This is a genomic window from Paraburkholderia sp. BR10936, from assembly GCF_040965735.1.
Classification (GTDB): Bacteria; Pseudomonadota; Gammaproteobacteria; order Burkholderiales; family Burkholderiaceae; genus Paraburkholderia; species Paraburkholderia nodosa_A.
Genome location: NZ_JBFRCM010000021.1, coordinates 76,836 through 95,294 on the forward strand (window position 1 = coordinate 76,836; position 18,459 = coordinate 95,294).

The following is an 18,459-nucleotide window of genomic DNA, read 5'->3' on the forward strand; positions in this document are numbered from 1 at the left end:
AGCAGTCAAGGTGGAACTACTGAACGACATGGCCTTGTTCGTGGAAGTCGTCAAAGCCAAGGGGTTTCGCAGTGCCGCCGACGCGACAGGCATGCCGAATTCCACCCTTTCACGCCGCATCAGCGGCCTGGAAAAGGCGATCGGACTGCGCCTGCTCCATCGCACGACGCGCAAGATCGAGTTGACCGAAGCGGGTCAGGTCTACTTCGAGCGCTGCAAGCGCATCGTCGATGAAGCCCGCCTCGCGCACGAGCAGCTAGGCGACATGGTCGCGCAGCCCAGCGGCGTGCTGCGGGCCTCGTTTCCGGTCGATTTCGCCGTCACCTACCTCGCGCCCCTGATCGCCGAATTCGCCAGTCTCTACCCAGCCATCTCCTTCGATTTCGAACTGAATCCGCGGCGTGTCGATCTGGTGAGCGATCCGTTCGACGTGGCGATCCGCATGGGCGAGTCCGAAAGCTCGCAACTCATTGCGCGTCCGCTGGCGTCGCTCACACCATATCTTTATGCGTCGCCGGGCTATCTCCGGCGCGCGGGCGAGCCAGGCAAGCCGGCTGACCTGGAACGGCACGAATGCCTGGTCATCCTGAGGGCTGACACGTGGACCTTGCACGACGCAAAGCACACGAGCATGGTGAAGGTGGGCGGACGCTTTACGCTCAACAGCGTCGGCATGATCCGCCGCCTCGCTACGCTCGACATGGGCATCGTGCTGCTGCCGGAGGAAATCGTGGCCGACGAGGTGGCCTGCGGCGCGTTGCGGCGGATTTTGCCGCAATGGCATGGCACGCCCACGCCGGTCTACGCGATTACGGAAACGCGTCTGCTGCCGGCGAAGACGCAGCGGTTTATTGAGTTTTTGCGGGCGCGGCTGGCGCGGTAGCGCACCCAAAAAAAAAGGCGATCACGCATCAGCAGAGTGATCGCCCTTTTGCCGCGTCGGGCCTGCACGCGGTCAATCAGCCATTAGAACGCGACGTAAGGCGCGGTCCCGCCGGGTGCCGTCCTGCCCGCAATCGCGAAGTAGACATTGCGCCCGAAGAAGAATGGCAATCCCCAGTCGAACGTCGCGCTGGTTGCGGTCCCCGCGAGATTGTTGAAAGCCGAGGCGCGCGTACTCGCAAGTATGTTTGCGTTGGCGACCATGAAGGACATGCTCACAGGCGTCGTGGCTCCCGCGTTGCCAAAGGCTGTCGCCGTCAACGCCTGGGTGGCCGTCGGGCAGTACCACCCGGTCCCGCCGGCGCACTGGGTTATCGAACTGTCGGCGAAAAACAGGCCATTGGATCCGCTGTCGACATATGACTCGGCCAGCACCTGCCCGTTGTACTGGGTTGAGATGAACAGGCTCGCGTCATAGCCCAGCACCGAAGTCGCACCGAACGTGTTGTTCGATTGCGTTCCTATCCCGAACACGAGCGAACCATCGACGGACGCCTGTCCCGCAGCCGAAATGGCGGGCAACTCGACGATGACGCCGTTGTTGTCCTGCGGGAGAACTGCCACCGGGTTCTGAATCTGGGCCGAGGCGGCCACTGCCGTCGACGTGCAAGTTCCAGTCGTCGTGTTACAGGAATAGTAAATGTCCTTCGACGCATTGCTCGTGCAGCTCGGGCAATCCTCCACGAGATTCGCTACGCCCAGAATCCCGTTGGCGCCAATGACTGACGGCGTATCCGCGAGGGTGACGCCACAGGCACTGGGTGCGGCAGGAAATCCGCCGGGCGTGCCGTCGATCATCATCGGCACGTTGCTGGCAACTTCGCCAGCCAGCTTGATATCGGCGGTAGCCACCGGCCCCCAGAAATACCGGCCGTCCGCGAACGGGTAGCACTCGCCAAGCACATTGCCGCTGCTGTCCTTTTGCTGGGGCAGCGCACTCGCCAGGGCACCGAGCGCCGAGGACGTGAGACGCAGCCCGACCGAACCGGTGTCCACGATAACGTCACTCACGATCGTACATTGCGTGGTGCCATGGAGGCACACCGTCACCGTGGCTACCGGGAGATTGGGCGAATAGCCGCTACCTGAAGGCGCCAATGAGTTGTCCACCCTGATCGGCAGGACGTTACCGGTGCCCAGAGTAGGGTCGATCGAGTTCCCACCGTTGCTCGTGCCCGAACCCGGTGTGCTCGATTGCGCGGTCTGGCCGCCGTTACCGCTGCTGCCACCACCGCCGCCGCAAGCGGCCAGTACGGCACAGAGCCCCATTGCCCAAAACGCGTTGCGAGTCGAGTTCATTTCAGGTCCTCCGGCGTGACACCCGCAGGAACCGCAGCCGGCAACCAGGCCGTGCCTCGCATGTTGTTCATCCGTCCGCCTCCCACATAGCGCATCTGCGCCGACTCGACCGCTACGTGTCGATGCAGGTCAGCGTGGGTCGGCGTCTGCAGCGCGGCCTTGTATTCGGAGAAGTAAGTCCCGAACAATTGCGAAAGATCCGGCGGGCGCGGCCCGCTCCAGGACACGGCGAAAACTTGCCCTGCCGCATTTGCGTATTCGCGTACCGTCGTGCCCGTGGGCAGCGTGATGACCTGGGTGGTGTAGGTCGAGGTCGAGGTAGATGCCGTCGAGGACAACTGCCCCCTGAGCGCGGACGCTTCGATCTGAAGTGAGTCGATCTTCCCGCCCAAGGCGGCCTGTGCAGAAGACTGGCAAATTGCAAATGAAGCGACGCCTGCCAGTGCAGCAATTAGCAAAGCGCGTTTTCCCCGGAATTGATAAGGACGTACTCTCATGTTTTTCTCGTCTTTACTCTCTTTTTAATCGAGGCCACCCGCACAGGAAGTGGATATAGCCTCATGTTGGCACAGCATTTATTCGGTGATTATCTCAGTCGCCCTCAGTTAATTTCAGTCATTGAGCTTTTGTTTGCTGAGGCGCGCATCCCCTCGGCTATCCTGGGCGCTATCTTCGATCTGGTATACGCGCGTTCGCACCACGGGAAGCTCGGGCGGTTCCTGTGCGATTCCCCATGCGCTCAACAAGCCGTCAAACGATGCGCCGGCCGGCGATGTCCGTGGCTCGGGCAGAGGTACGCCAGTCGAGCGGTAACGCGCGGATCCTCGCGCACTCGCGCCCTTATTGACGCGTTCGGCGGCGCCGTTGCGCATGGCGTAGCGAACGACATCCGAGGCTTCGCGCGAACTCATCAATCCCGACGCAGTAATTTCGCTGACTGAGGCGCTTTCACGTTGCGCCAACCAGTGCAGCAGCGTGAGCGCACTAGCGTGAACCTTCATTACTGCCCTCTCCCGTCTTTGTCGTGTGCCTGTCCCCGGCGCAGATCACGCTCGCGGCGTAAGGACGGCGCTCGCCAGGAGGGGGTGAATAGCTCGCCAGGCGCGGGCTTACGCAGTAACCCCGGAGCGGCCGTCAATCCCCGTGTTTGCACTCATCTTTATCTGCACATCAGAGGGTATCGGCAACCGTCAGACGAATCTTTAGCGCATACGATCAACTTATGGCGGTCAGCTCGTTTTGTAATAAAAATGAAGGAATTCGAAATTCAATTGAATCAGCCACCGAGAACCTCAGTGCGCCATCCCGCTCACTCGCACCCCATATCCCGTCACAATCGACGCGGCGGCCAGGCCGCCGACACATGATGCAAAACACATAAACTCCGGACTGACGCTTCCAGACGACCGCAAATCACAACGCTATGCCAACACCCTGAAGGCGAGCCTGGCGCGCTGAAGCCCGCTCACGCTGCCGGCGCGCGGCGCGCGAACAGGCGCCGCGTCAGATCGAACGCTACGAGGTTGCCCGAGACGACCAGCAAAAGCCCGATAACCGCAAGCAAGGACCACCGGTAGCCCTCGTAGACCGTCGAAACGGCCAGCGCGACGATCGGGAACAAGACCGTGCAATACGCCGCGCGCTCGGGCCCGATCCGGCCAACGAGCGTCAGATAGGCCGTAAAACCGATCGCTGACCCTGCTACGACGAGCCAGGCCAGCGCGCCGAGATAGCGCGCATCCATTTCGAGCCTGAACGGCAATCCGGCCGCGGCGCTGCCGGCCACGAGCACAGCGGTGCCGATCAGCATGGCCCAGCCGTTCGTGACGAGCGGATTGAGCCCCATCGACTGCATGCGGCTGGATAGCAGATTGCCCGTGGAAAAGCACAGCGTGCCGAGGAAGGCCACGGCGAGGCCGAGCCACGCGGTCTGATCGCCGATATGGCCGGCCATCTGCTGCAGGAAAAGACAAACGATCCCGATCAGGCCCAGTACGGCGCCGCCCACGGCGGAGGGTTGCAGCGGCCGCCCCATGAAAATGCGTCCGTTGATCGAATTCAAGAGCGGCGCGGTCGAAAACACCACGGCCACGAGCCCGCTCGGCACGATGTTCTCGGCATAGTAAAAGCACAGGAAATTGAGGCAGAACAGCGCCAGCCCCTGGGCGACGAGATAGCGCCACGCCGCGCGCGGCGGCCAGATCGGGCGGCGCATCACGCCCAGCAGCGCAAACACCAGAAGTGCCGCGAGCCCGAAACGCCAGGCGATCGAAACGGGCGCGGGCACGACGCCAAGCTGCCACTTGATAGCGATCCAGGTGGTGCCCCAGATCAGGACGGTGAGCACGTAGAGTAAGAGATTCATCGCGGGAAAGGACCTCGAGTCGATGCCCCTACTATGGCGCACGGGGCCGGCGCGGACTTGTCCAGGATTGCGCATTTCTTGCCTGCGCCCGGCCACGGCCAGCAACGGCGGGGGCGCGAGCGTATACTTTCAAAAGCCGCTCTGACTACCCGCTTTGTGGACCCCATCATCGCCTTGCAGCACGCCGCCCCGACCATGAACGCCCAGGTGCCGCTTCCCGCACCCGCCCTCGCCAATACGCCCTTTGGGCTGCATTCGGTGTGCCGCACGCTGAGCGAGGCCAATGCGACGCTGGAGCGCTTTGCGTGGCTCGGCGACCAGTTCGCGGCCGCCGTGTGGACGCGCGTCACGCGCGAGGCCGAAACCGTCTATGACCGGCCGGGCCATCACACGCTGTCGTGCTATCTCGACGGCGGCTACCGCACGGAGCGGCAGAAACTGCCTGGCGTGTACGGCGCGCCAAGCCGCCTCTGCGCGCTGCCCGGCGACCATGAATCGCGCTGGTGGGTGCGCGGCCACATGCATTTCATGCACCTGTATTTCCTGCCCGAGCACTTCACGCAGCGCGCGGTGCGCGAGCTCGACCAGGAACCGCGCGAACTCACTCTCGCTGACCGCACGTATTTCGAAGACGAACGCATTGCCGTGCTCTGCCAGGCGCTGGCCAACGAGAACTGGGCCGATCCAGATGGACTTTTACGCAGCAACGAAACGGCGCACGACGTGCTGAGCCTGCTGCTGCGCAGCCAGGGCGTGCGGCGCGCGGGCGCGGCCCTCAAGGGCGGCCTCGCCGTATCGACACGGCGGCGGCTGCGCGACTATATCGACGCCCACCTGGGCGAGACGCTGACGCTCGGCGCACTGGCCGATGTCGCGTGCCTTTCCGAGTACCATCTCGCGCGTATGTTTCGCACCTCGTTCGGGCGGCCGCCGCATGCGTGGATCGCCGCCCAGCGTCTGGAGCGCGCCCGCCTGCTGTTGCGCACGACTGCTCTGCCGCTCGCGCAGATTGCCGCAGAGTGCGGGTACGCGAACGCGAGCCACTTCAGCCATCGCTTCCGCGATGCATTCGGCGCCGCGCCGAATGTCTATCGTCAAGCATTCCTGAAGTAGTCGTATGTCCCTCGATCCCGCGGTGCGTGGCTCCATGTTTTGCCGCGCGGCTGGGTCTTGTCGCGACTGCCGGGCCTGCCTATCGTGACGTCATGCCCTAGACGTTCACCGCAAAGAGCCCGTCATGTTCCGAACCATCGTCGAACACACTTCGCGTTTTAGCGCCGTTTTCCCCTTATCGCCCGCTCTGCGCACGACCTTGCGCGGCGGCGCTATTGTCCTTGCGGCAGTCATGGCATTCACGCTTGCGCTCACGTTCGCGCCACACAGCACTCGCGCTAATCTTGCGCTGTGTGTTGCATCGTACTCCGAATCATTTTCGGAACACGACAGGATAGATGCACACAACGCCCAGTCCCTCGCGATCGAACGCTGCATCGACTAGCCGCGGTACTCCATCAGCAAAAATCAAAAATCCCCCATAACGTCGAGGCTTTGTCACAATGTGCGCTACGCGTCGGCAATGAGACGCCTTGTCAAAGGAGATCGTGATGGCGGAACTTGTGACTTGCCTGTGGTTCGATGAAGGTAGAGCACGCGAAGCGGCGGAGTTCTACGCCGCGACGTTTCCGGACAGCCATGTCGGGGCTGGCCATGTATCCCCGATACCAGGCATCGGTGCGGGGGCGGAACTGGTGGTCGAATTCACGGTGCTCGGCCGGCGCTTCGTGGGCCTGAACGGCGGCCCCAACTTCCAGGCGAACCAGGCCGTGAGCTTCATGGTCGAGACCCACAGCCAGGAAGAGACCGACCGCTACTGGAACGCCATCGTCGGCAACGGCGGCGAGGAATCGGATTGCGGCTGGTGCAAGGATCGCTGGGGTTTTTCGTGGCAGATCACGCCAAAGCGCCTGCTCGAATGCGTCTTCGGCACTGATCGCGAAGCCGGCAAGCGCGCGATGGAAGCGATGATGACTATGCGCAAGATCGACATCGCCGGAATCGAACGCGCCGCCGCAGCGAAGTAGGCAACACGCCGCCGGACACCGCAATCGCCACATAGCTGGCATGCAGATGGCGCCGACATGGCGCGCGTGTCATATCAGGCGCATAAAGCGCCAACCACGCCGCGAGCAGGGAACGATACCTGCGAGATGCCCTCGTACGCACAAGGGCGACGCTCACGATAAGTGAGCCGCCGCCCTGACATTCATCGAGCGGTCGACGCCGGCCTGAGCTGGCGCCGCCGCGATGCTTGCGAGGGCACCATGGAGTCTCGCCAGAGGCGTTCGATCGAAGTCGACTTTTTCCGCGGCGTCGTGCTGATTGTGATCGTGCTCGATCACATACCGGGCAGCGCCTTGGCGCAGCTGACGCTGCACGCTTACGCGCTGTGCGACTCCGCCGAAGTGTTCGTGTTTCTCGGCGGGTACGCGTCGGCCGCGGCCTTTATGGCCGTGCGCGCGCACCGTGGCATGAGCGCCGCGCAAGCGCGCTTCCTGCGCCGCAGCTGGGAGATCTACCGCGCCTATCTGCTGACCGCCCTCCTCACGCTGCTTTCTGGCGCGATGCTCGCGCTCCTGAACCTCAATCCTGCCGCCGCCGACCTGAGCGGCTGGGCGTCGTTTGCCACGCATCCGCTGCGCGAGACCCTCCACGTCGTCTTGCTCGCCCGCCAGCCGTATCTGTCCAGCGTGCTGCCGATGTATGTCATATTTGCGCTGTGCGTGCCCGCAGCCGTCCCCTTCGCCCGCCGCGCGCCGCTCGCCACGCTGATCTGCAGCCTGCTGCTCTGGGCCTTCGCGCCGCTGCTGGCTGCGCTCATCGGCGCGAGCACGCTCGCGAACTGGCCGTTCAACCCATTCGCGTGGCAGTTGATGTTCGTATTCGGCATGCTCTGCCGGCTGCACCCGCTTCCGCCCGGCTTCAAGACCTCGGAAACCGCGCGCTGGCTGGTACGATGCGCGTTCGCCGCGGTGGTGCTGTTCGCGGCGGTTAAATGGTTCCTCCTGATTCAACCCATGCCTGGGGCAATGAAACAGCATCTGGCCTTCGCGCGCGTCGTCAACTTCATCGGCATTGCCATGGTGGCGGCGTATTTCGTCCATCGCGGCACGATCGCGCGGATCGCCGCGCGCGTGCCCGCCGTCGTGACCGTTGGCCGCACGGGACTCGTGTGTTTCGTCGGCGGCACGCTGATCTCGGTGATCGTCGACACCGCCACGCCACACGCGCTGCACGGCGCGGCGGCGTTCGCGGCAGCGCTGGCTGGCGACATCGTCGCGATCGGCGCGACGCTCATGCTCGCCAGGGCGTGGCGCGGCACCCTCGGGCGCCAGAAGGAGAAGGCCCGGGCGAGCGTCAACGGAGCCGGCTGCGGATGATACGACGGGGCAAGCGCGCACTCGGATCCCTCAAGGCGATCGCCATCGCCACGCTCACGCTCATCGCTAGCGGCCCCGTTTTCGCCCAGCCCACGCCTTCGCTGCCGCTGCATTGCACCGACCTTGCCGGCGCGCTGCTGCCGCCCACGAGCATCGGCCTGCCGACCAACGGTGCGCTCGTGCAGAGCGCCGCGATGATCTCCGCGACCGCCACAGGCAATCTCAACGGCGACTTCTGCCGCTTGACCGGCGTGATCCGCGCCCGGAGCGCCGGGACGCCGGACATCCGCTTCGAAGTCAATCTGCCGAGCCGCTGGAACGGCCGTGCGCTACAATTCGGCGGTGGCGGCTACAGCGGCGTCGTGGTGACGGGAACCGGCCCGATGCCCTTCTCGCCCGACCGCGCGCCGCTCGCGCGCGGCTATGCGACCTTCGGCGACGACTCCGGCCACAATGGTACCTCGTCCGAGGCCAACTTCGGACTGCTCGAAGAAGCCGTGACCAACTTCGGCTACGCGCATTTGAAGAAAGCGCATGACGTTGCGCTCGCACTGATCACGCTCGGCTATGGCAAGCCGCCGGAGCACGTGTATTTCGCGGGCGGCTCGACAGGCGGCCGCGAAGGCTATACCGTGATCCAGCGCTATCCCGATGACTACGACGGCGTGATCGCGAATTCGCCCGCGCTGAACTTCTCGGGCGTGCGCTTGACGGGCGTCGTGGTGGGCCAGCACGAATACCGCACGCCGGGCGGCTATCTGTCGCCGCAACTGCTGGAGCGCGTGTACGAGCGCGTGATGCAAGTATGCGATACGCTCGACGGCGCGGCGGACGGCCTGATCAGCGACGTCGAAGCCTGCCGCGCGAAAGAGCCCGAGATCATCGACTCGCTGCGTTGCTCCTCACAGGATCAGACGGATCGCCAGCACGCCCCCGACGACTGCCTGACGCCACCGCAACTGGCCACGCTGGAAAGCCTGCGAGACGGCCTGCGCCTGCCCTACGCGCTCGCCTGGAATGCGGACACCTATCGCGGCTACAACGTCTTCCAGGGCACGCGCTTCACGAGCATGCTGGGCCTCGCGCATGCGCCGCAGCGGCTGACTCAACTGGGGTTCGTCGCCAATGGCTACCTGTACGCGCAGGGCGATGCGTACCTCAAATACTTCATCACGCACGACCCGACTTTCGATTCGACGAACTTCGACGTAATGCATCCCGGCCGTCACCGCGAGCGCCTGTTTACGCTGTCGACGACGATCGGCGCGATGAATCCGGACGTGTCGCGCTATATCGCGCGAGGCGGCAAGCTCATCACTTTGCAAGGACTCGCCGATGAGGTCATCAGCCCAAACCAGACCATCGCCTATTACCAGGGGCTGGTGGGGCGCTACGGCGAAGAGCGCGTGGACAGCTTCATGCGGCTCTACATGGTGCCGGGATACCAGCACGGCAACGGCGTGTTCATTCCGTCCGTCGATCTGCTGGGCGCGCTCGACGACTGGGTCACGCATGACAGCGCGCCGGAAACCTTGTTCGCGACCGACATTGCCCAGTCCACGAACGGCCGCACGCGTCCGCTGTGCCGCTACCCGGCGTTTCCGCGCTATCTGGGCAAGGGTAATCTGAACCGCGCGACCAGTTTCACGTGCGTGATGCCGCAATGACCGATGCGCGCTACGCGTCGCGCACCCGGCGAGCGGCACGCTGAGGCAGCACCACGATGCAGCCGACGATGAAGATCATCAGCAGCGCCGATGCATAAAAGCGGCTGAAGTGCAGGCCGCCGTCAGCGACGGGCTTGTCGAGCAGATCGCCCAGCGTCGCGCCGAGCGGACGCGTGAGCACGAACGCGAACCAGAAAAGCGCCGTGCGTGAAACGCGCGGCCACAACCACAGCAGCGCGACGACGACGAGGCCTGCGCCGAAGATCGCAGCGCCATATTCGTAGCCTACGCCAAGGCCGCCGCGGTCTTCGCCCGCCACCCAGTCGCCCAGCGCGGTGCCGAGCGTCTGCGAAAACAGGATCGTAATCCAGTAAAACCACTCGACGCGCGGCGTCGCGACGCTCTCGATCGACACCGTGCCTTCTACGCGGTACCAGATCGCGAGACTGGCCACGAGCAACAGCAGAATGATCGATACGCCGCCGGGATAGCCTACGCCGAGCGAACGGTCGCAAAAGTCGGCGAGCGTCGTGCCGAGCGTGGTCGTGGCGACGAGCGTCGCCCAATAAAGCCACGGGTAGAAGCGCTGTGCGCGGATCTGCGCCCCCACCAGCACGACGAAGCATGCGAGAAAAATGAGGGTGCCAACCAGATAGCCCAGATTCAGTGACATCGTCACCCAGTCACCGCCGGTTTCGCCGAGCGTGGTGCAAGCAATCTTGATGATCCAGAAGCCGAGCGTCACGGCGGGGACCTTGCTGACCGTATCTTCGATGAGACTTCGTGTGGTGGTGGACATGAACACTCCTTGCGCCGCATGACGGGCGGAACGAAACAGCTTGGGACTATATGCCGCCGTTGCTTAACTAAACCTTAACCACGGCCGAATATGCACTAGATGCGCATCGTTGCCTGCGCATAAGCAAACTCTAAGGTTGGCTGCGTAGCCTGTGGACATACGTCGCGGTGATCGGACGTCGCGATGTTGAATGCGGTTGCAAAACGGTTTTGCGATCCGTACATTTTTTCAGTAATCCGAAGTAACTTTCGTTACATGGAGTCTGTATCATGAAACTTATACTTGCTACTGCTATTGTCTCGCTTGCCGTCGCGTTGCCCGCCGCCGCCTTCGCACAGGACACTGAACCTGCGGCACAAACCAGGCAGATGCAGATGCAGATGCAGATGCAGATGCAGCAACCGGCAAACCCGCAGCGCGCCAGCACGCAACGCACCGACGATTCCGGCTACGGCATGGAAAGCTCGGGCACCTCGAATGCGTCGGTTGCGCAAGTGTCGCGCCACGACGCACTCATGTCACACGAGGGCCGCAACGACCTGTTCGCGCATCATTGATGTGCGAACAGGTCGCGCCGGCTGGCGTGACGATGGCCTGAAGCGCGGCACATGCGCGATCAACGCGTGAGTTCACCCGCCACCGCGCCGCTTGTCGCGCGCCAGTTCACTCGGCGGCATGGCGTCGCTTTCCTGCAGGGGTTCACCGGCAAACCGGCGCTTGCCGGCCTGATCGCTGGCGATGCTCGACGCTTCTCCTTCTGCGTCATATTCGGCGGCAACCTGTTTTTCGGCGCGGCTCCAATATTCGTCCGCCCGACCTTCCGGCGCGCCGTCGTCTTCCCAGAGTTGATAAGCGCGTCGCCGGATGCGCTCTTCCCGTTGCTCATTCATGGTCATTCCTCCGATGGTGCGCGTGTGAGCAGCGCGGCAACCGGCTAGCCGCGACTGCGGATGGCGCACTGCATGTACAGCGAGCAAACACGGTGCCCGATGCGTGCGTCATACTTACGCCACCCCCAATCGAATCCCTGTCGAAGAAGATCGCTCATGACCGACACGAACACGCTACGTCCCTTCGCTTTCGTCCTTGCCGTCCAGGACCTCGAACGCAACGCGGCATACTTTCGCGACGTGCTTGGCTTTCGGGTAGATTGGGCCGATTCGACCGACTGGCGAATCGTCGAGAGGGGCGGCGTGCGGATCATGCTCGGCCATTGCCCCGATGCGTTGTCCCCGGCGGCGACGGGCGATCACAGCTACTTCGGCTATCTGGAAGTCGAGGACGTTCAAGCGTTTCACGATGAAATCGCGCAACGAGGTGCAATTGTCCTGCAGCCTCCGCTCGATCGCCCGTACGGCATGCGCGAATGCACCGTGGCCACACCGGATGGCCACCGGTTCGTAGTGGGTCAAAGCATTACGTGACCCACGCCTGGTGTCTCTCTACGATACCCGCCGCACGAGTGACGTTTCCCAACATTCGCACGCCAAAGTCAGTCAGCGCGAAACGGCGAAACCGATGCGCGCAGCCCAGCGGTGCTGGTTGTAATCGAGAAGATCTTCGGCGTAGCCGTTGAAGTAGTTGAGGAACAGATACCCGCCCCATGCATTGCCGAATAGCTTGGCAAGCGGGTATGTAAATTGCACATCGACGCTTCCATAGGTCGATCTCGTGCCTTTTCTCAGCGTCGTTGCGAGTTGCCAGCCATCAGGGCTGCCGTATTTGAACAGCAGATCGACATAGCCGCGATAGTGGGCTATATCCCCATTCGTCTCCTGGATGTGCTCATACGCGTAGATTTTCGGCTCGATGGTCAGGTGGTTCGCGTTGAGGTCGCCGAAATCCCAGATCGGCTTCACGTACACGATGTCGACGCCGCGTGAACCCGGACCCGGCGTCCCGTTCGATTCGTGCTCGTAGCCGGTCTCGATACCCATCCGGGTGAACCAGCTGGACCTCCAACCGGTGTCCTCGAGGTAGTAGAAAAGCGCGGGCATGTAGCTCGTATCGTGGAACGGCGACTCGTCCCCGCGGACATCCCAAAGCGAAGTCTGCGTATAAGCAAAATAGAGGTTGTCGAGGAAACCGCGTGAGCGCGGATCGTCCGGCAAGATGAAGCGGAATTTGATACTGATCTGGAATCTTGCGAGATCCGCGTCGCTCGATGACCAGCCGTCCGCGAAATAGTTTGGCTGGTAGAACGAAAGACGGCCCGCGAGGAAAGTGCCAATATCGGGCACCAGCGAATTCGAGGGCTTTACGGTGGAAGGCGGCATTTGCGCCGCAAGTGAAGCATTGCCCGCCATGGGTCCTTCGGCTGGCGCCGTGGCGACCGGTTCCGATGCGGACGCAACCGTTACCGCTGGCACCAAAGGCGCGGAGGCAGGCGCCGCGGCGTTCGCCGTTGCCGAAGCCGGCATGCGCGTGAGCAGGACCACGGAAGGCGAAACGTCCACGCCCGGCACGTCCACTCTCAAAGCGCCGCGCGCCCACTTGGGCCATGCCGCGCTATAGCTCACGGCCTTCATCTCTCCGGCGGCGAGCCGCAAATGCCCAGGTGCGCCGGGTTCGCGCGCGAGCAGCACGGCCTTCGGCAACGCCTCTCCATTGGTCAGCGTGATGCTCAGATCGCGCGGGACGTCGATCGAAGTGCCGGTCGGCGCATCGCCGGTATACACGATCGTCACGACGAGCGGTTCGTCCGATCTCGCCTCGCGCGGCGGGCGCATGATGGACACGGCGGCGCGGCTCGCAGGCACATAGCCCGCCAAAGTTGCCACGGCCAGCGTGGCGCACGCCAGTCTTCCCCACGCTAACCGGGCGACGGGAGCGGAATGCGAATGGGATGCCCTCTGAAATGCCAATCGAATCGCCACGTTGCCTCCTTGTATCGTCAGAATGCCTCGCTGCCGGGCGAGCCAAGCCGATTTTCTGCGTGAGTGAAGCGTGGTGCTTTGCGGGAATCGTGCCCTATTCCCTCTTTTCCCTGTTATTCGCTGTTACATAGAGGATGCCGAATTTGGTTGCCGCCGCTGCTATGATCAAAATGGTTCGTTCCGACTTGCCGGCCATTGCCGGCGAACGCTTTTCGCGAGGGCTGACAATGAAACCTGTCCTGCTTGCGCTAGCCCTGCTCGGCACTTCCACGTGCTGGGCGCAGGCCAGCGCTCCGGCTGCGTCGTCGCATCAGCATCACGTCGAAACTGTCGACGACCGCGTGAAAGAACTGCATGCCGAACTGAAGATTACTCCCGCCGAAGAGGATCAGTGGGCGAAAGTGGCCGACGTCATGCGCAATAACGCGAAAACGGTGGATGATCTGATCCAGCAGCGGCACGATAATGCCCAGCAGCAAACCGCGGTGGAGAACCTTCAATCGTGGAACGAAATCGCCCAGGCGAATGCCGACGGCAGCAAGGCGATGCTCGATGCCTTCTCGGCGCTTTACGCGACCATGCCCGACTCGCAGAAGAAGCTTGCGGACGCCGCTTTCCGGCCCGCTGAAGCGCACACGAAATAACCAGCCGCGAGCGTCCGCAACGCGCGCTCGCGACGGAGGATCGGCGATGAAACTCCGTGTGTTGAAGTTTGCATTCCTCTGTATCGCGACGACGCTGTGCGCGATGCAAACCGCACAGGCGCGCGTGAACGTCAATGTCGGCGTGGGCATCGGGATTCCTGGGGCGTTCTACGCGCCGCCGCCGCCCGTATTCTTCATGCATCCCGCCGCGCCGATGTGGCCGCCTCCCGTTGTGTATTCGCGGCACGGCTTTTCTCCGTGGCACCGCCCTCCGCATTTCATGGGTCCGCGACACGTCCGGCATCCCGGCTGGGGACCGCCGCCACCACGCTGGCGCTAGAGGCGCCGTGATCCACTACGCGGTAAACAAAAAAAGCCACGGCTCGCAAAAGCCGCGGCTCATCTCACTCCTCAGCGGTATCAGGCGCCGAGCGCGGGATCGCTATAGCTCGCGTGGCCCGTTTCGACATGCCCCGCAATGCGGCGCACGAACGTCGCATCGCTATCGACCGTGATCGTCAGGTCGTACCAGCCGTACGCGTTGCGCAGGTCGAGATAAAGCTGCTCGGTGTCGCCGCCGGGCACCGTGCGCTGGATCTTCGTGCCCGGGTCGTACGCGTTGACGATCGTGAACTGGCAGCGCGCGCCGCCCTTGTTCTCGAGGCGCAGTTGCAGGTTGCCGTTCGCCACGTCGTAGCCCTCGGCCACCTCGGGGCGCGCCGTTTCGTTGCCGCCGAACCAGTCCGACTTGACCTGCGTGCCCGCGAAACGGCGCAGAAACCCGTTCGGTCCATGCACGCTGAAGTCGTATGCGCCGCTCGCGCCAATCGCGAGCTTGTCCTGCAGATGCTTGCCGGCTTCGACCGTATAGGTGCGCGGCGCATCGGTGCTGCCCGCCGTGTAGACGAGGAACACCGCACCGGCGCGGCCCGAATTGACGAAGCGCGTGGAAACGTCGCCCGAGCTGGCGTTCGAATCGAAGCGCACGAACAGCTCGTACGGCAGCGCCCGCGCGTTGCGCACGCCCGCTTCCTGCTTCGGCACGCTGCCCACGACCGGCGGCACCGGCACGTAGTCGGGGTGACGCAGCTTGTCGGGCGGCGCATAGCCCGTCGTGGAAGGCAGCGCGGGAATCGCCGCGTTAGGCGTGGCGAAGTTGAATGCCGACGTGAGGTCGCCGCACACGGCGCGGCGCCATGGCGTGATGTTCGGCTCGCGCAGGTCGTGATGCAGACCGAAGCGCTTCTCGATGAAGCGGATCACGGAAGTATGGTCGAACGTCTCCGAGCACACCCAACCGCCGCGCGACCACGGCGAGACCACGAGCATCGGCACGCGCGGTCCGAGGCCGTACGGGCCCGCCGCGTACTTGCTGTTGCCCGGGAAAATTTCGTTCGTCGTATCGACGGTCGAAAGGCCGTTCGCGCTCGAAGCCGGCGGGAACGGGGGCGCCAGGTGATCGAAGAAGCCGTCGTTCTCGTCGTAGTTCACGAGCAGCACGGTCTTGCTCCACAGGTCCGGGTTCGACGTGAGGATCTGCAGCACCTGGTCGACGTACCACGCGCCATAGTTGGCGGGCCAGTTCGGATGCTCCGAATACGCCTCGGGCGCGACGATCCACGAGACCTGCGGCAGCGCATTGTTCGCCACGTCCTGCTTGAGCAAGTCGAAATAGCCGCCGCCCGCCAGCACGTTCGTGCCCGTGCGTGCGCGGTCATACAGCGGATTGCCGGGCTGCGCGTTCTGGTATTGATGGAAATACAGGAGCGAGTTGTCGCCGTAATTGCCGATGTACGGGTTGTCGCCCGTCCAGCCCCACGAGCCCTTGGCATCCAGGCCTTCGCCCGCGTCCTGATAGATCTTCCACGTAATACCCGCGCTCTGCAGGACTTCGGGATACGTGGACCAGCCATAGCCCGCTTCCGCGTTGTCGATCACCGGGCCGCCGCCGCTGCCGTCGTTGCCCACCCAGCCCGTCCACATGTAGTAGCGGTTCGGGTCGGTCGCGGTCATCGTCGAGCAGTGGTACGCGTCGCAAATCGTGAACGCGTCGGCGAGCTGGTAGTGGAACGGAATGTCGTCGCGCGTGAGGTAGGCCATCGTGGTCGTGCCCTTGGCGGGCACCCACTGGTCGTAGCGGCCGCCGTTCCAGGCAGCGTGCGTCGTGGTCCAGTCGTGCGGCAGGTCCTGGATGAACTGCAGGCCCAGGTTGGACGCCGTGGGATGAAACGGCAGCACTTCGCCCGCGCCGGCCGCGAGCGGCTGGTTCCACACCGGCTTGCCGGTGGGCAGCGTGATCGCGCGTGTGTCGCCGAAGCCGCGCACGCCGCGCAGCGTGCCGAAGTAATGATCGAACGAGCGGTTCTCCTGCATGAGGATCACGATGTGTTCGACATCGCGGATGCTCCCCGTGCGATTGTTCGCGGGAATCGCGAGCGCATTGCGGATGCCCTGCGGCAGCATCGTCAGGGCGGTGGCCGAACCGGCGCTCATCGCGGCGGTGCGGAGAAAGTCACGGCGGCTTCTCGAGGTCATCTTGTGGTTTCCATCTTCAGGTTGAGAAAGGCACGCACGGCACGCCGCCTTGACGGGCGGCAGGCGGCCAGGCCGCGCGGCCGGGTACGTCAGTCAGCGGTGTGGATAACGGGTGTGACAAGCGGTTCGATCTGCGCGGCTTGTGTGTCTTGCGCGCTCCCGCCGGCGGGTGGCTTCGCCGGCGAGCGCACGGCGTTCGCGGGCAAGGCGACGCCGGCGTTCACCATGCCGTTCGCACTATCTGGGAGATTCGATGCGCCCGCATCCGACGCCAGCGTGAATGCGTTGGCGAGCGCCGGGCGCTGTGGATTGGTACCTGGCTGCGCTTGCGCGAGTTCGCGTGCCGCGTTCGTGGTGAGCGCGACGCGCGCGTCGCTATCACGTGCGCTGCACGCGCCCAGCGTACACAGCGCGGCTGCGCATGCAAACAGCATGGCGGGCGCACGCATCGTTTTGAATGCAGCGGGCAGGCACAAACGTCTGCGCGACGCGCGTTGCCATGGCAAGCGCGCCGGCGCGGATTCGACCGTCATCGAAGTCTCCGTCCAGATAGAGGCACAACAACGGCTCGAGGAGCGGCCCGAGCGGGGCCTCGCGCGCAGCACGGACAGCGGCGAGGCAACGCCGAAGCATAGCGATGCCGCTTTTAAATTTTGTGACGGTGCGTGGGGTCGCGCGAATGGCGGCGCAGGCGGATCAGCCTGGCGCGTTGCGGATCTGCAGTTCCGCGTATCCGGTCGCGGAATCGAGCTCGCGTGAGAAACGATGGCCAGGCAGCAGCACCAGCAGCAGCTCCGCCGTGGTGCGCACGGTGCAGCCGCGCGCGACGTGGCCGCCCATCACGCGGCCTTGCGCGTCGGACACGGACATGTGCAAATGGGCGCCATCGGGCGACACCGAGCCCGCGAGCGTGAGGATTTCGAGGTCGCCGCGCAATGCGGTCGGCGTTTCGGCGCCGGCGAAGCGCAACTGCGCGACGCTCAGGCTGCCGATGCCCTGAATGACGAACGCCGCATGCGAGGCTTGCTGGCCCAGCAAGCTTTCGACGGTGGCGCGCAGATCGTCGCCGGGAGACAGCCGTACGGGATGGATTTGCATGCTGGCCTCGGGGTCGTCGTATCCGGCACAGGTTAGGCCGGGACGAAGCACGAGGCAAGTCGCGACATGAACAACGGCCCGCTCGAAGCGGGCCGCTCTTGCACTCGCACCTTCACGCACCGATCATTGGTGCGCGTAGATCGAACCCAGGCCGGGAATGTCGTGCGACGCCGAAGCCGTAACCGCGCCCGCTGCCGACGACCCATTCGCCACGCCGCCGAACGCGGACGCCACCGCGCCGTTCTGCGCACTCACCTTCGCTTCGGCGGCCTCGATGTGCTGCGGATAGTCGTTGTAGTCGGCCGCCGGGTTGTAGCCGGCCTGTTGGAGCTGCACCAGTTCGGCGCGGACCTGGGCACGGGTGAGCGGCTCGGCCGACTGGGCGAAAGAGACGACGGGAACGGCGACAACAGCGGCAACGATCAGCGACTTGATGAGTTTCATGGTATCCACCTGTAAGCAATGAGTTGGTTCGGACCACGATGGCGTGGCTCGCGCGTCCAGTCTTTTTCGATGTCTCTTGTGCGACGTCGCTGACTGGCATGGGTGTATTTGAACTCCCGCACGTATCCCGCTTGTTTCCACGAACCCCTGCTTTTGCAAGCCTCTTTGTCCATTGCCACGGCGGATACACAACGATACAAAACCCCTCGCTACTCCCGCATTTCGCTCGATACCCGCCGCGCGAGACAGATTGCGGCGAAGATCTGCATCTTGACCGAGCTGAGCGCGATCCGCACGCCGCCTCCCGCTGCGCGAGATGCGCGTACGTGCTGCGCGCCGGCTCCGCGAGCGCG

At 63.8% G+C, this 18,459-nt stretch carries 20 protein-coding genes; 10 read left to right on the forward strand and 10 right to left on the reverse strand.

The window, feature by feature from the left end; genetic code table 11:
• Positions 1 to 10: 10 nt before the first annotated feature.
• Positions 11 to 883 (forward strand): LysR family transcriptional regulator, encoded by an 873-nt coding sequence (locus AB4Y36_RS33495; protein ID WP_368685288.1) that lies wholly within the window; start codon positions 11 to 13, stop codon positions 881 to 883.
• 83 nt (positions 884 to 966) lie between these two features.
• Here AB4Y36_RS33495 and AB4Y36_RS33500 read toward each other — a convergent pair whose 3' ends face one another.
• From AB4Y36_RS33500 to AB4Y36_RS33510, 3 genes are all read right to left on the reverse strand, one after another.
• The gene (locus AB4Y36_RS33500; protein WP_368605254.1) at positions 967 to 2,241 is read right to left on the reverse strand and encodes a DUF3443 family protein; all 1,275 of its coding nucleotides are present in this window, start codon (positions 2,239 to 2,241) and stop codon (positions 967 to 969) included.
• The gene (locus AB4Y36_RS33505; RefSeq protein ID WP_368624635.1) at positions 2,238 to 2,633 is read right to left on the reverse strand and encodes a DUF2844 domain-containing protein; all 396 of its coding nucleotides are present in this window, start codon (positions 2,631 to 2,633) and stop codon (positions 2,238 to 2,240) included. The genes AB4Y36_RS33500 and AB4Y36_RS33505 overlap by 4 nt, the downstream gene beginning before the upstream one ends.
• A 1,073-nt stretch (positions 2,634 to 3,706) precedes the next feature.
• Positions 3,707 to 4,606, reverse strand: coding sequence for a DMT family transporter (locus AB4Y36_RS33510; RefSeq protein ID WP_368685289.1), 900 nt, complete (start codon positions 4,604 to 4,606; stop codon positions 3,707 to 3,709).
• Positions 4,607 to 4,801: 195 nt separating this feature from the next.
• On the opposite strand from AB4Y36_RS33510, the gene AB4Y36_RS33515 reads away from it, so the two are divergent.
• The 5 genes from AB4Y36_RS33515 (at position 4,802) to AB4Y36_RS33535 (ending at position 9,710) form a co-directional block, all read left to right on the forward strand.
• Complete coding sequence (locus tag AB4Y36_RS33515; protein ID WP_368685323.1) at positions 4,802 to 5,719, forward strand: helix-turn-helix domain-containing protein; 918 nt, start codon at positions 4,802 to 4,804, stop codon at positions 5,717 to 5,719.
• 124 nt (positions 5,720 to 5,843) lie between these two features.
• Positions 5,844 to 6,104 carry a hypothetical protein gene (locus AB4Y36_RS33520; protein ID WP_368619883.1) on the forward strand — a complete coding sequence of 87 codons (261 nt, stop codon included), beginning with the start codon at positions 5,844 to 5,846 and terminating at the stop codon, positions 6,102 to 6,104.
• A 106-nt stretch (positions 6,105 to 6,210) separates the two neighbouring features.
• The gene (locus AB4Y36_RS33525; protein WP_069263777.1) at positions 6,211 to 6,687 is read left to right on the forward strand and encodes a VOC family protein; all 477 of its coding nucleotides are present in this window, start codon (positions 6,211 to 6,213) and stop codon (positions 6,685 to 6,687) included.
• 240 nt (positions 6,688 to 6,927) lie between these two features.
• A complete protein-coding gene (locus tag AB4Y36_RS33530; RefSeq protein WP_069263775.1) occupies positions 6,928 to 8,043 on the forward strand; it encodes an OpgC domain-containing protein in 1,116 nt (371 codons plus the stop codon).
• Positions 8,040 to 9,710 (forward strand): tannase/feruloyl esterase family alpha/beta hydrolase, encoded by a 1,671-nt coding sequence (locus tag AB4Y36_RS33535; protein WP_368685290.1) that lies wholly within the window; start codon positions 8,040 to 8,042, stop codon positions 9,708 to 9,710. Before AB4Y36_RS33530 ends, AB4Y36_RS33535 begins: the two co-directional genes overlap by 4 nt.
• A 10-nt stretch (positions 9,711 to 9,720) precedes the next feature.
• On the opposite strand, the gene AB4Y36_RS33540 is transcribed toward AB4Y36_RS33535, so the two are convergent.
• Complete coding sequence (locus AB4Y36_RS33540; protein ID WP_368685291.1) at positions 9,721 to 10,509, reverse strand: hypothetical protein; 789 nt, start codon at positions 10,507 to 10,509, stop codon at positions 9,721 to 9,723.
• A 269-nt stretch (positions 10,510 to 10,778) separates the two neighbouring features.
• On the opposite strand from AB4Y36_RS33540, the gene AB4Y36_RS33545 reads away from it, so the two are divergent.
• Complete coding sequence (locus tag AB4Y36_RS33545) at positions 10,779 to 11,066, forward strand: hypothetical protein (RefSeq protein ID WP_368685292.1); 288 nt, start codon at positions 10,779 to 10,781, stop codon at positions 11,064 to 11,066.
• A gap of 72 nt (positions 11,067 to 11,138) precedes the next feature.
• Here the strand turns inward: AB4Y36_RS33545 and AB4Y36_RS33550 are convergent, their stop codons facing one another.
• Positions 11,139 to 11,399 carry a DUF2934 domain-containing protein gene (locus AB4Y36_RS33550; RefSeq protein ID WP_069264161.1) on the reverse strand — a complete coding sequence of 87 codons (261 nt, stop codon included), beginning with the start codon at positions 11,397 to 11,399 and terminating at the stop codon, positions 11,139 to 11,141.
• A 156-nt stretch (positions 11,400 to 11,555) separates the two neighbouring features.
• On the opposite strand from AB4Y36_RS33550, the gene AB4Y36_RS33555 reads away from it, so the two are divergent.
• Positions 11,556 to 11,933, forward strand: coding sequence for a VOC family protein (locus AB4Y36_RS33555; protein WP_368685293.1), 378 nt, complete (start codon positions 11,556 to 11,558; stop codon positions 11,931 to 11,933).
• Positions 11,934 to 12,005: 72 nt separating this feature from the next.
• On the opposite strand, the gene AB4Y36_RS33560 is transcribed toward AB4Y36_RS33555, so the two are convergent.
• Positions 12,006 to 13,238 (reverse strand): phospholipase A, encoded by a 1,233-nt coding sequence (locus AB4Y36_RS33560; protein WP_368685324.1) that lies wholly within the window; start codon positions 13,236 to 13,238, stop codon positions 12,006 to 12,008.
• A 290-nt stretch (positions 13,239 to 13,528) separates the two neighbouring features.
• Here AB4Y36_RS33560 and AB4Y36_RS33565 point away from each other — a divergent pair, with 290 nt between their 5' ends.
• Positions 13,529 to 14,029: a Spy/CpxP family protein refolding chaperone gene (locus tag AB4Y36_RS33565; protein ID WP_256094627.1), complete on the forward strand. Its 501-nt coding sequence runs from the start codon at positions 13,529 to 13,531 to the stop codon at positions 14,027 to 14,029.
• Positions 14,030 to 14,075: 46 nt separating this feature from the next.
• Positions 14,076 to 14,369: a hypothetical protein gene (locus AB4Y36_RS33570; RefSeq protein ID WP_035512844.1), complete on the forward strand. Its 294-nt coding sequence runs from the start codon at positions 14,076 to 14,078 to the stop codon at positions 14,367 to 14,369.
• A gap of 80 nt (positions 14,370 to 14,449) precedes the next feature.
• On the opposite strand, the gene AB4Y36_RS33575 is transcribed toward AB4Y36_RS33570, so the two are convergent.
• The 4 genes from AB4Y36_RS33575 to AB4Y36_RS33590 form a co-directional block, all read right to left on the reverse strand.
• Positions 14,450 to 16,564, reverse strand: a complete 2,115-nt coding sequence (locus AB4Y36_RS33575; protein WP_368685294.1) for a phosphocholine-specific phospholipase C — start codon at positions 16,562 to 16,564, stop codon at positions 14,450 to 14,452.
• 89 nt (positions 16,565 to 16,653) lie between these two features.
• Positions 16,654 to 17,097 carry a hypothetical protein gene (locus AB4Y36_RS33580; RefSeq protein WP_368618593.1) on the reverse strand — a complete coding sequence of 148 codons (444 nt, stop codon included), beginning with the start codon at positions 17,095 to 17,097 and terminating at the stop codon, positions 16,654 to 16,656.
• 163 nt (positions 17,098 to 17,260) lie between these two features.
• Positions 17,261 to 17,662: a PPC domain-containing DNA-binding protein gene (locus tag AB4Y36_RS33585; protein ID WP_342947570.1), complete on the reverse strand. Its 402-nt coding sequence runs from the start codon at positions 17,660 to 17,662 to the stop codon at positions 17,261 to 17,263.
• A 123-nt stretch (positions 17,663 to 17,785) separates the two neighbouring features.
• Entirely contained in the window at positions 17,786 to 18,106 is a 321-nt protein-coding gene (locus AB4Y36_RS33590; protein ID WP_069263760.1) for a DUF4148 domain-containing protein, read from the reverse strand.
• Between the last annotated feature and the right edge of the window lie 353 nt (positions 18,107 to 18,459).

Excerpts from the sequence above, each read along its gene's own strand:
- AB4Y36_RS33555 (WP_368685293.1), top strand. The coding sequence starts at position 11,556 with ATGACCGACACGAACACGCTACGTCCCTTCGCTTTCGTCCTTGCCGTC.
- AB4Y36_RS33550 (WP_069264161.1), bottom strand. The coding sequence starts at position 11,399 with ATGAATGAGCAACGGGAAGAGCGCATCCGGCGACGCGCTTATCAACTC.
- AB4Y36_RS33570 (WP_035512844.1), top strand. The coding sequence starts at position 14,076 with ATGAAACTCCGTGTGTTGAAGTTTGCATTCCTCTGTATCGCGACGACG.
- AB4Y36_RS33525 (WP_069263777.1), top strand. The coding sequence starts at position 6,211 with ATGGCGGAACTTGTGACTTGCCTGTGGTTCGATGAAGGTAGAGCACGC.
- AB4Y36_RS33510 (WP_368685289.1), bottom strand. The coding sequence starts at position 4,606 with ATGAATCTCTTACTCTACGTGCTCACCGTCCTGATCTGGGGCACCACC.
- AB4Y36_RS33535 (WP_368685290.1), top strand. The coding sequence starts at position 8,040 with ATGATACGACGGGGCAAGCGCGCACTCGGATCCCTCAAGGCGATCGCC.
- AB4Y36_RS33580 (WP_368618593.1), bottom strand. The coding sequence starts at position 17,097 with ATGACGGTCGAATCCGCGCCGGCGCGCTTGCCATGGCAACGCGCGTCG.
- AB4Y36_RS33590 (WP_069263760.1), bottom strand. The coding sequence starts at position 18,106 with ATGAAACTCATCAAGTCGCTGATCGTTGCCGCTGTTGTCGCCGTTCCC.
- AB4Y36_RS33530 (WP_069263775.1), top strand. The coding sequence starts at position 6,928 with ATGGAGTCTCGCCAGAGGCGTTCGATCGAAGTCGACTTTTTCCGCGGC.
- AB4Y36_RS33545 (WP_368685292.1), top strand. The coding sequence starts at position 10,779 with ATGAAACTTATACTTGCTACTGCTATTGTCTCGCTTGCCGTCGCGTTG.
- AB4Y36_RS33560 (WP_368685324.1), bottom strand. The coding sequence starts at position 13,238 with ATGCGCCCGCCGCGCGAGGCGAGATCGGACGAACCGCTCGTCGTGACG.
- AB4Y36_RS33575 (WP_368685294.1), bottom strand. The coding sequence starts at position 16,564 with ATGACCTCGAGAAGCCGCCGTGACTTTCTCCGCACCGCCGCGATGAGC.
- AB4Y36_RS33515 (WP_368685323.1), top strand. The coding sequence starts at position 4,802 with ATGAACGCCCAGGTGCCGCTTCCCGCACCCGCCCTCGCCAATACGCCC.
- AB4Y36_RS33585 (WP_342947570.1), bottom strand. The coding sequence starts at position 17,662 with ATGCAAATCCATCCCGTACGGCTGTCTCCCGGCGACGATCTGCGCGCC.
- AB4Y36_RS33540 (WP_368685291.1), bottom strand. The coding sequence starts at position 10,509 with ATGTCCACCACCACACGAAGTCTCATCGAAGATACGGTCAGCAAGGTC.
- AB4Y36_RS33520 (WP_368619883.1), top strand. The coding sequence starts at position 5,844 with ATGTTCCGAACCATCGTCGAACACACTTCGCGTTTTAGCGCCGTTTTC.
- AB4Y36_RS33500 (WP_368605254.1), bottom strand. The coding sequence starts at position 2,241 with ATGAACTCGACTCGCAACGCGTTTTGGGCAATGGGGCTCTGTGCCGTA.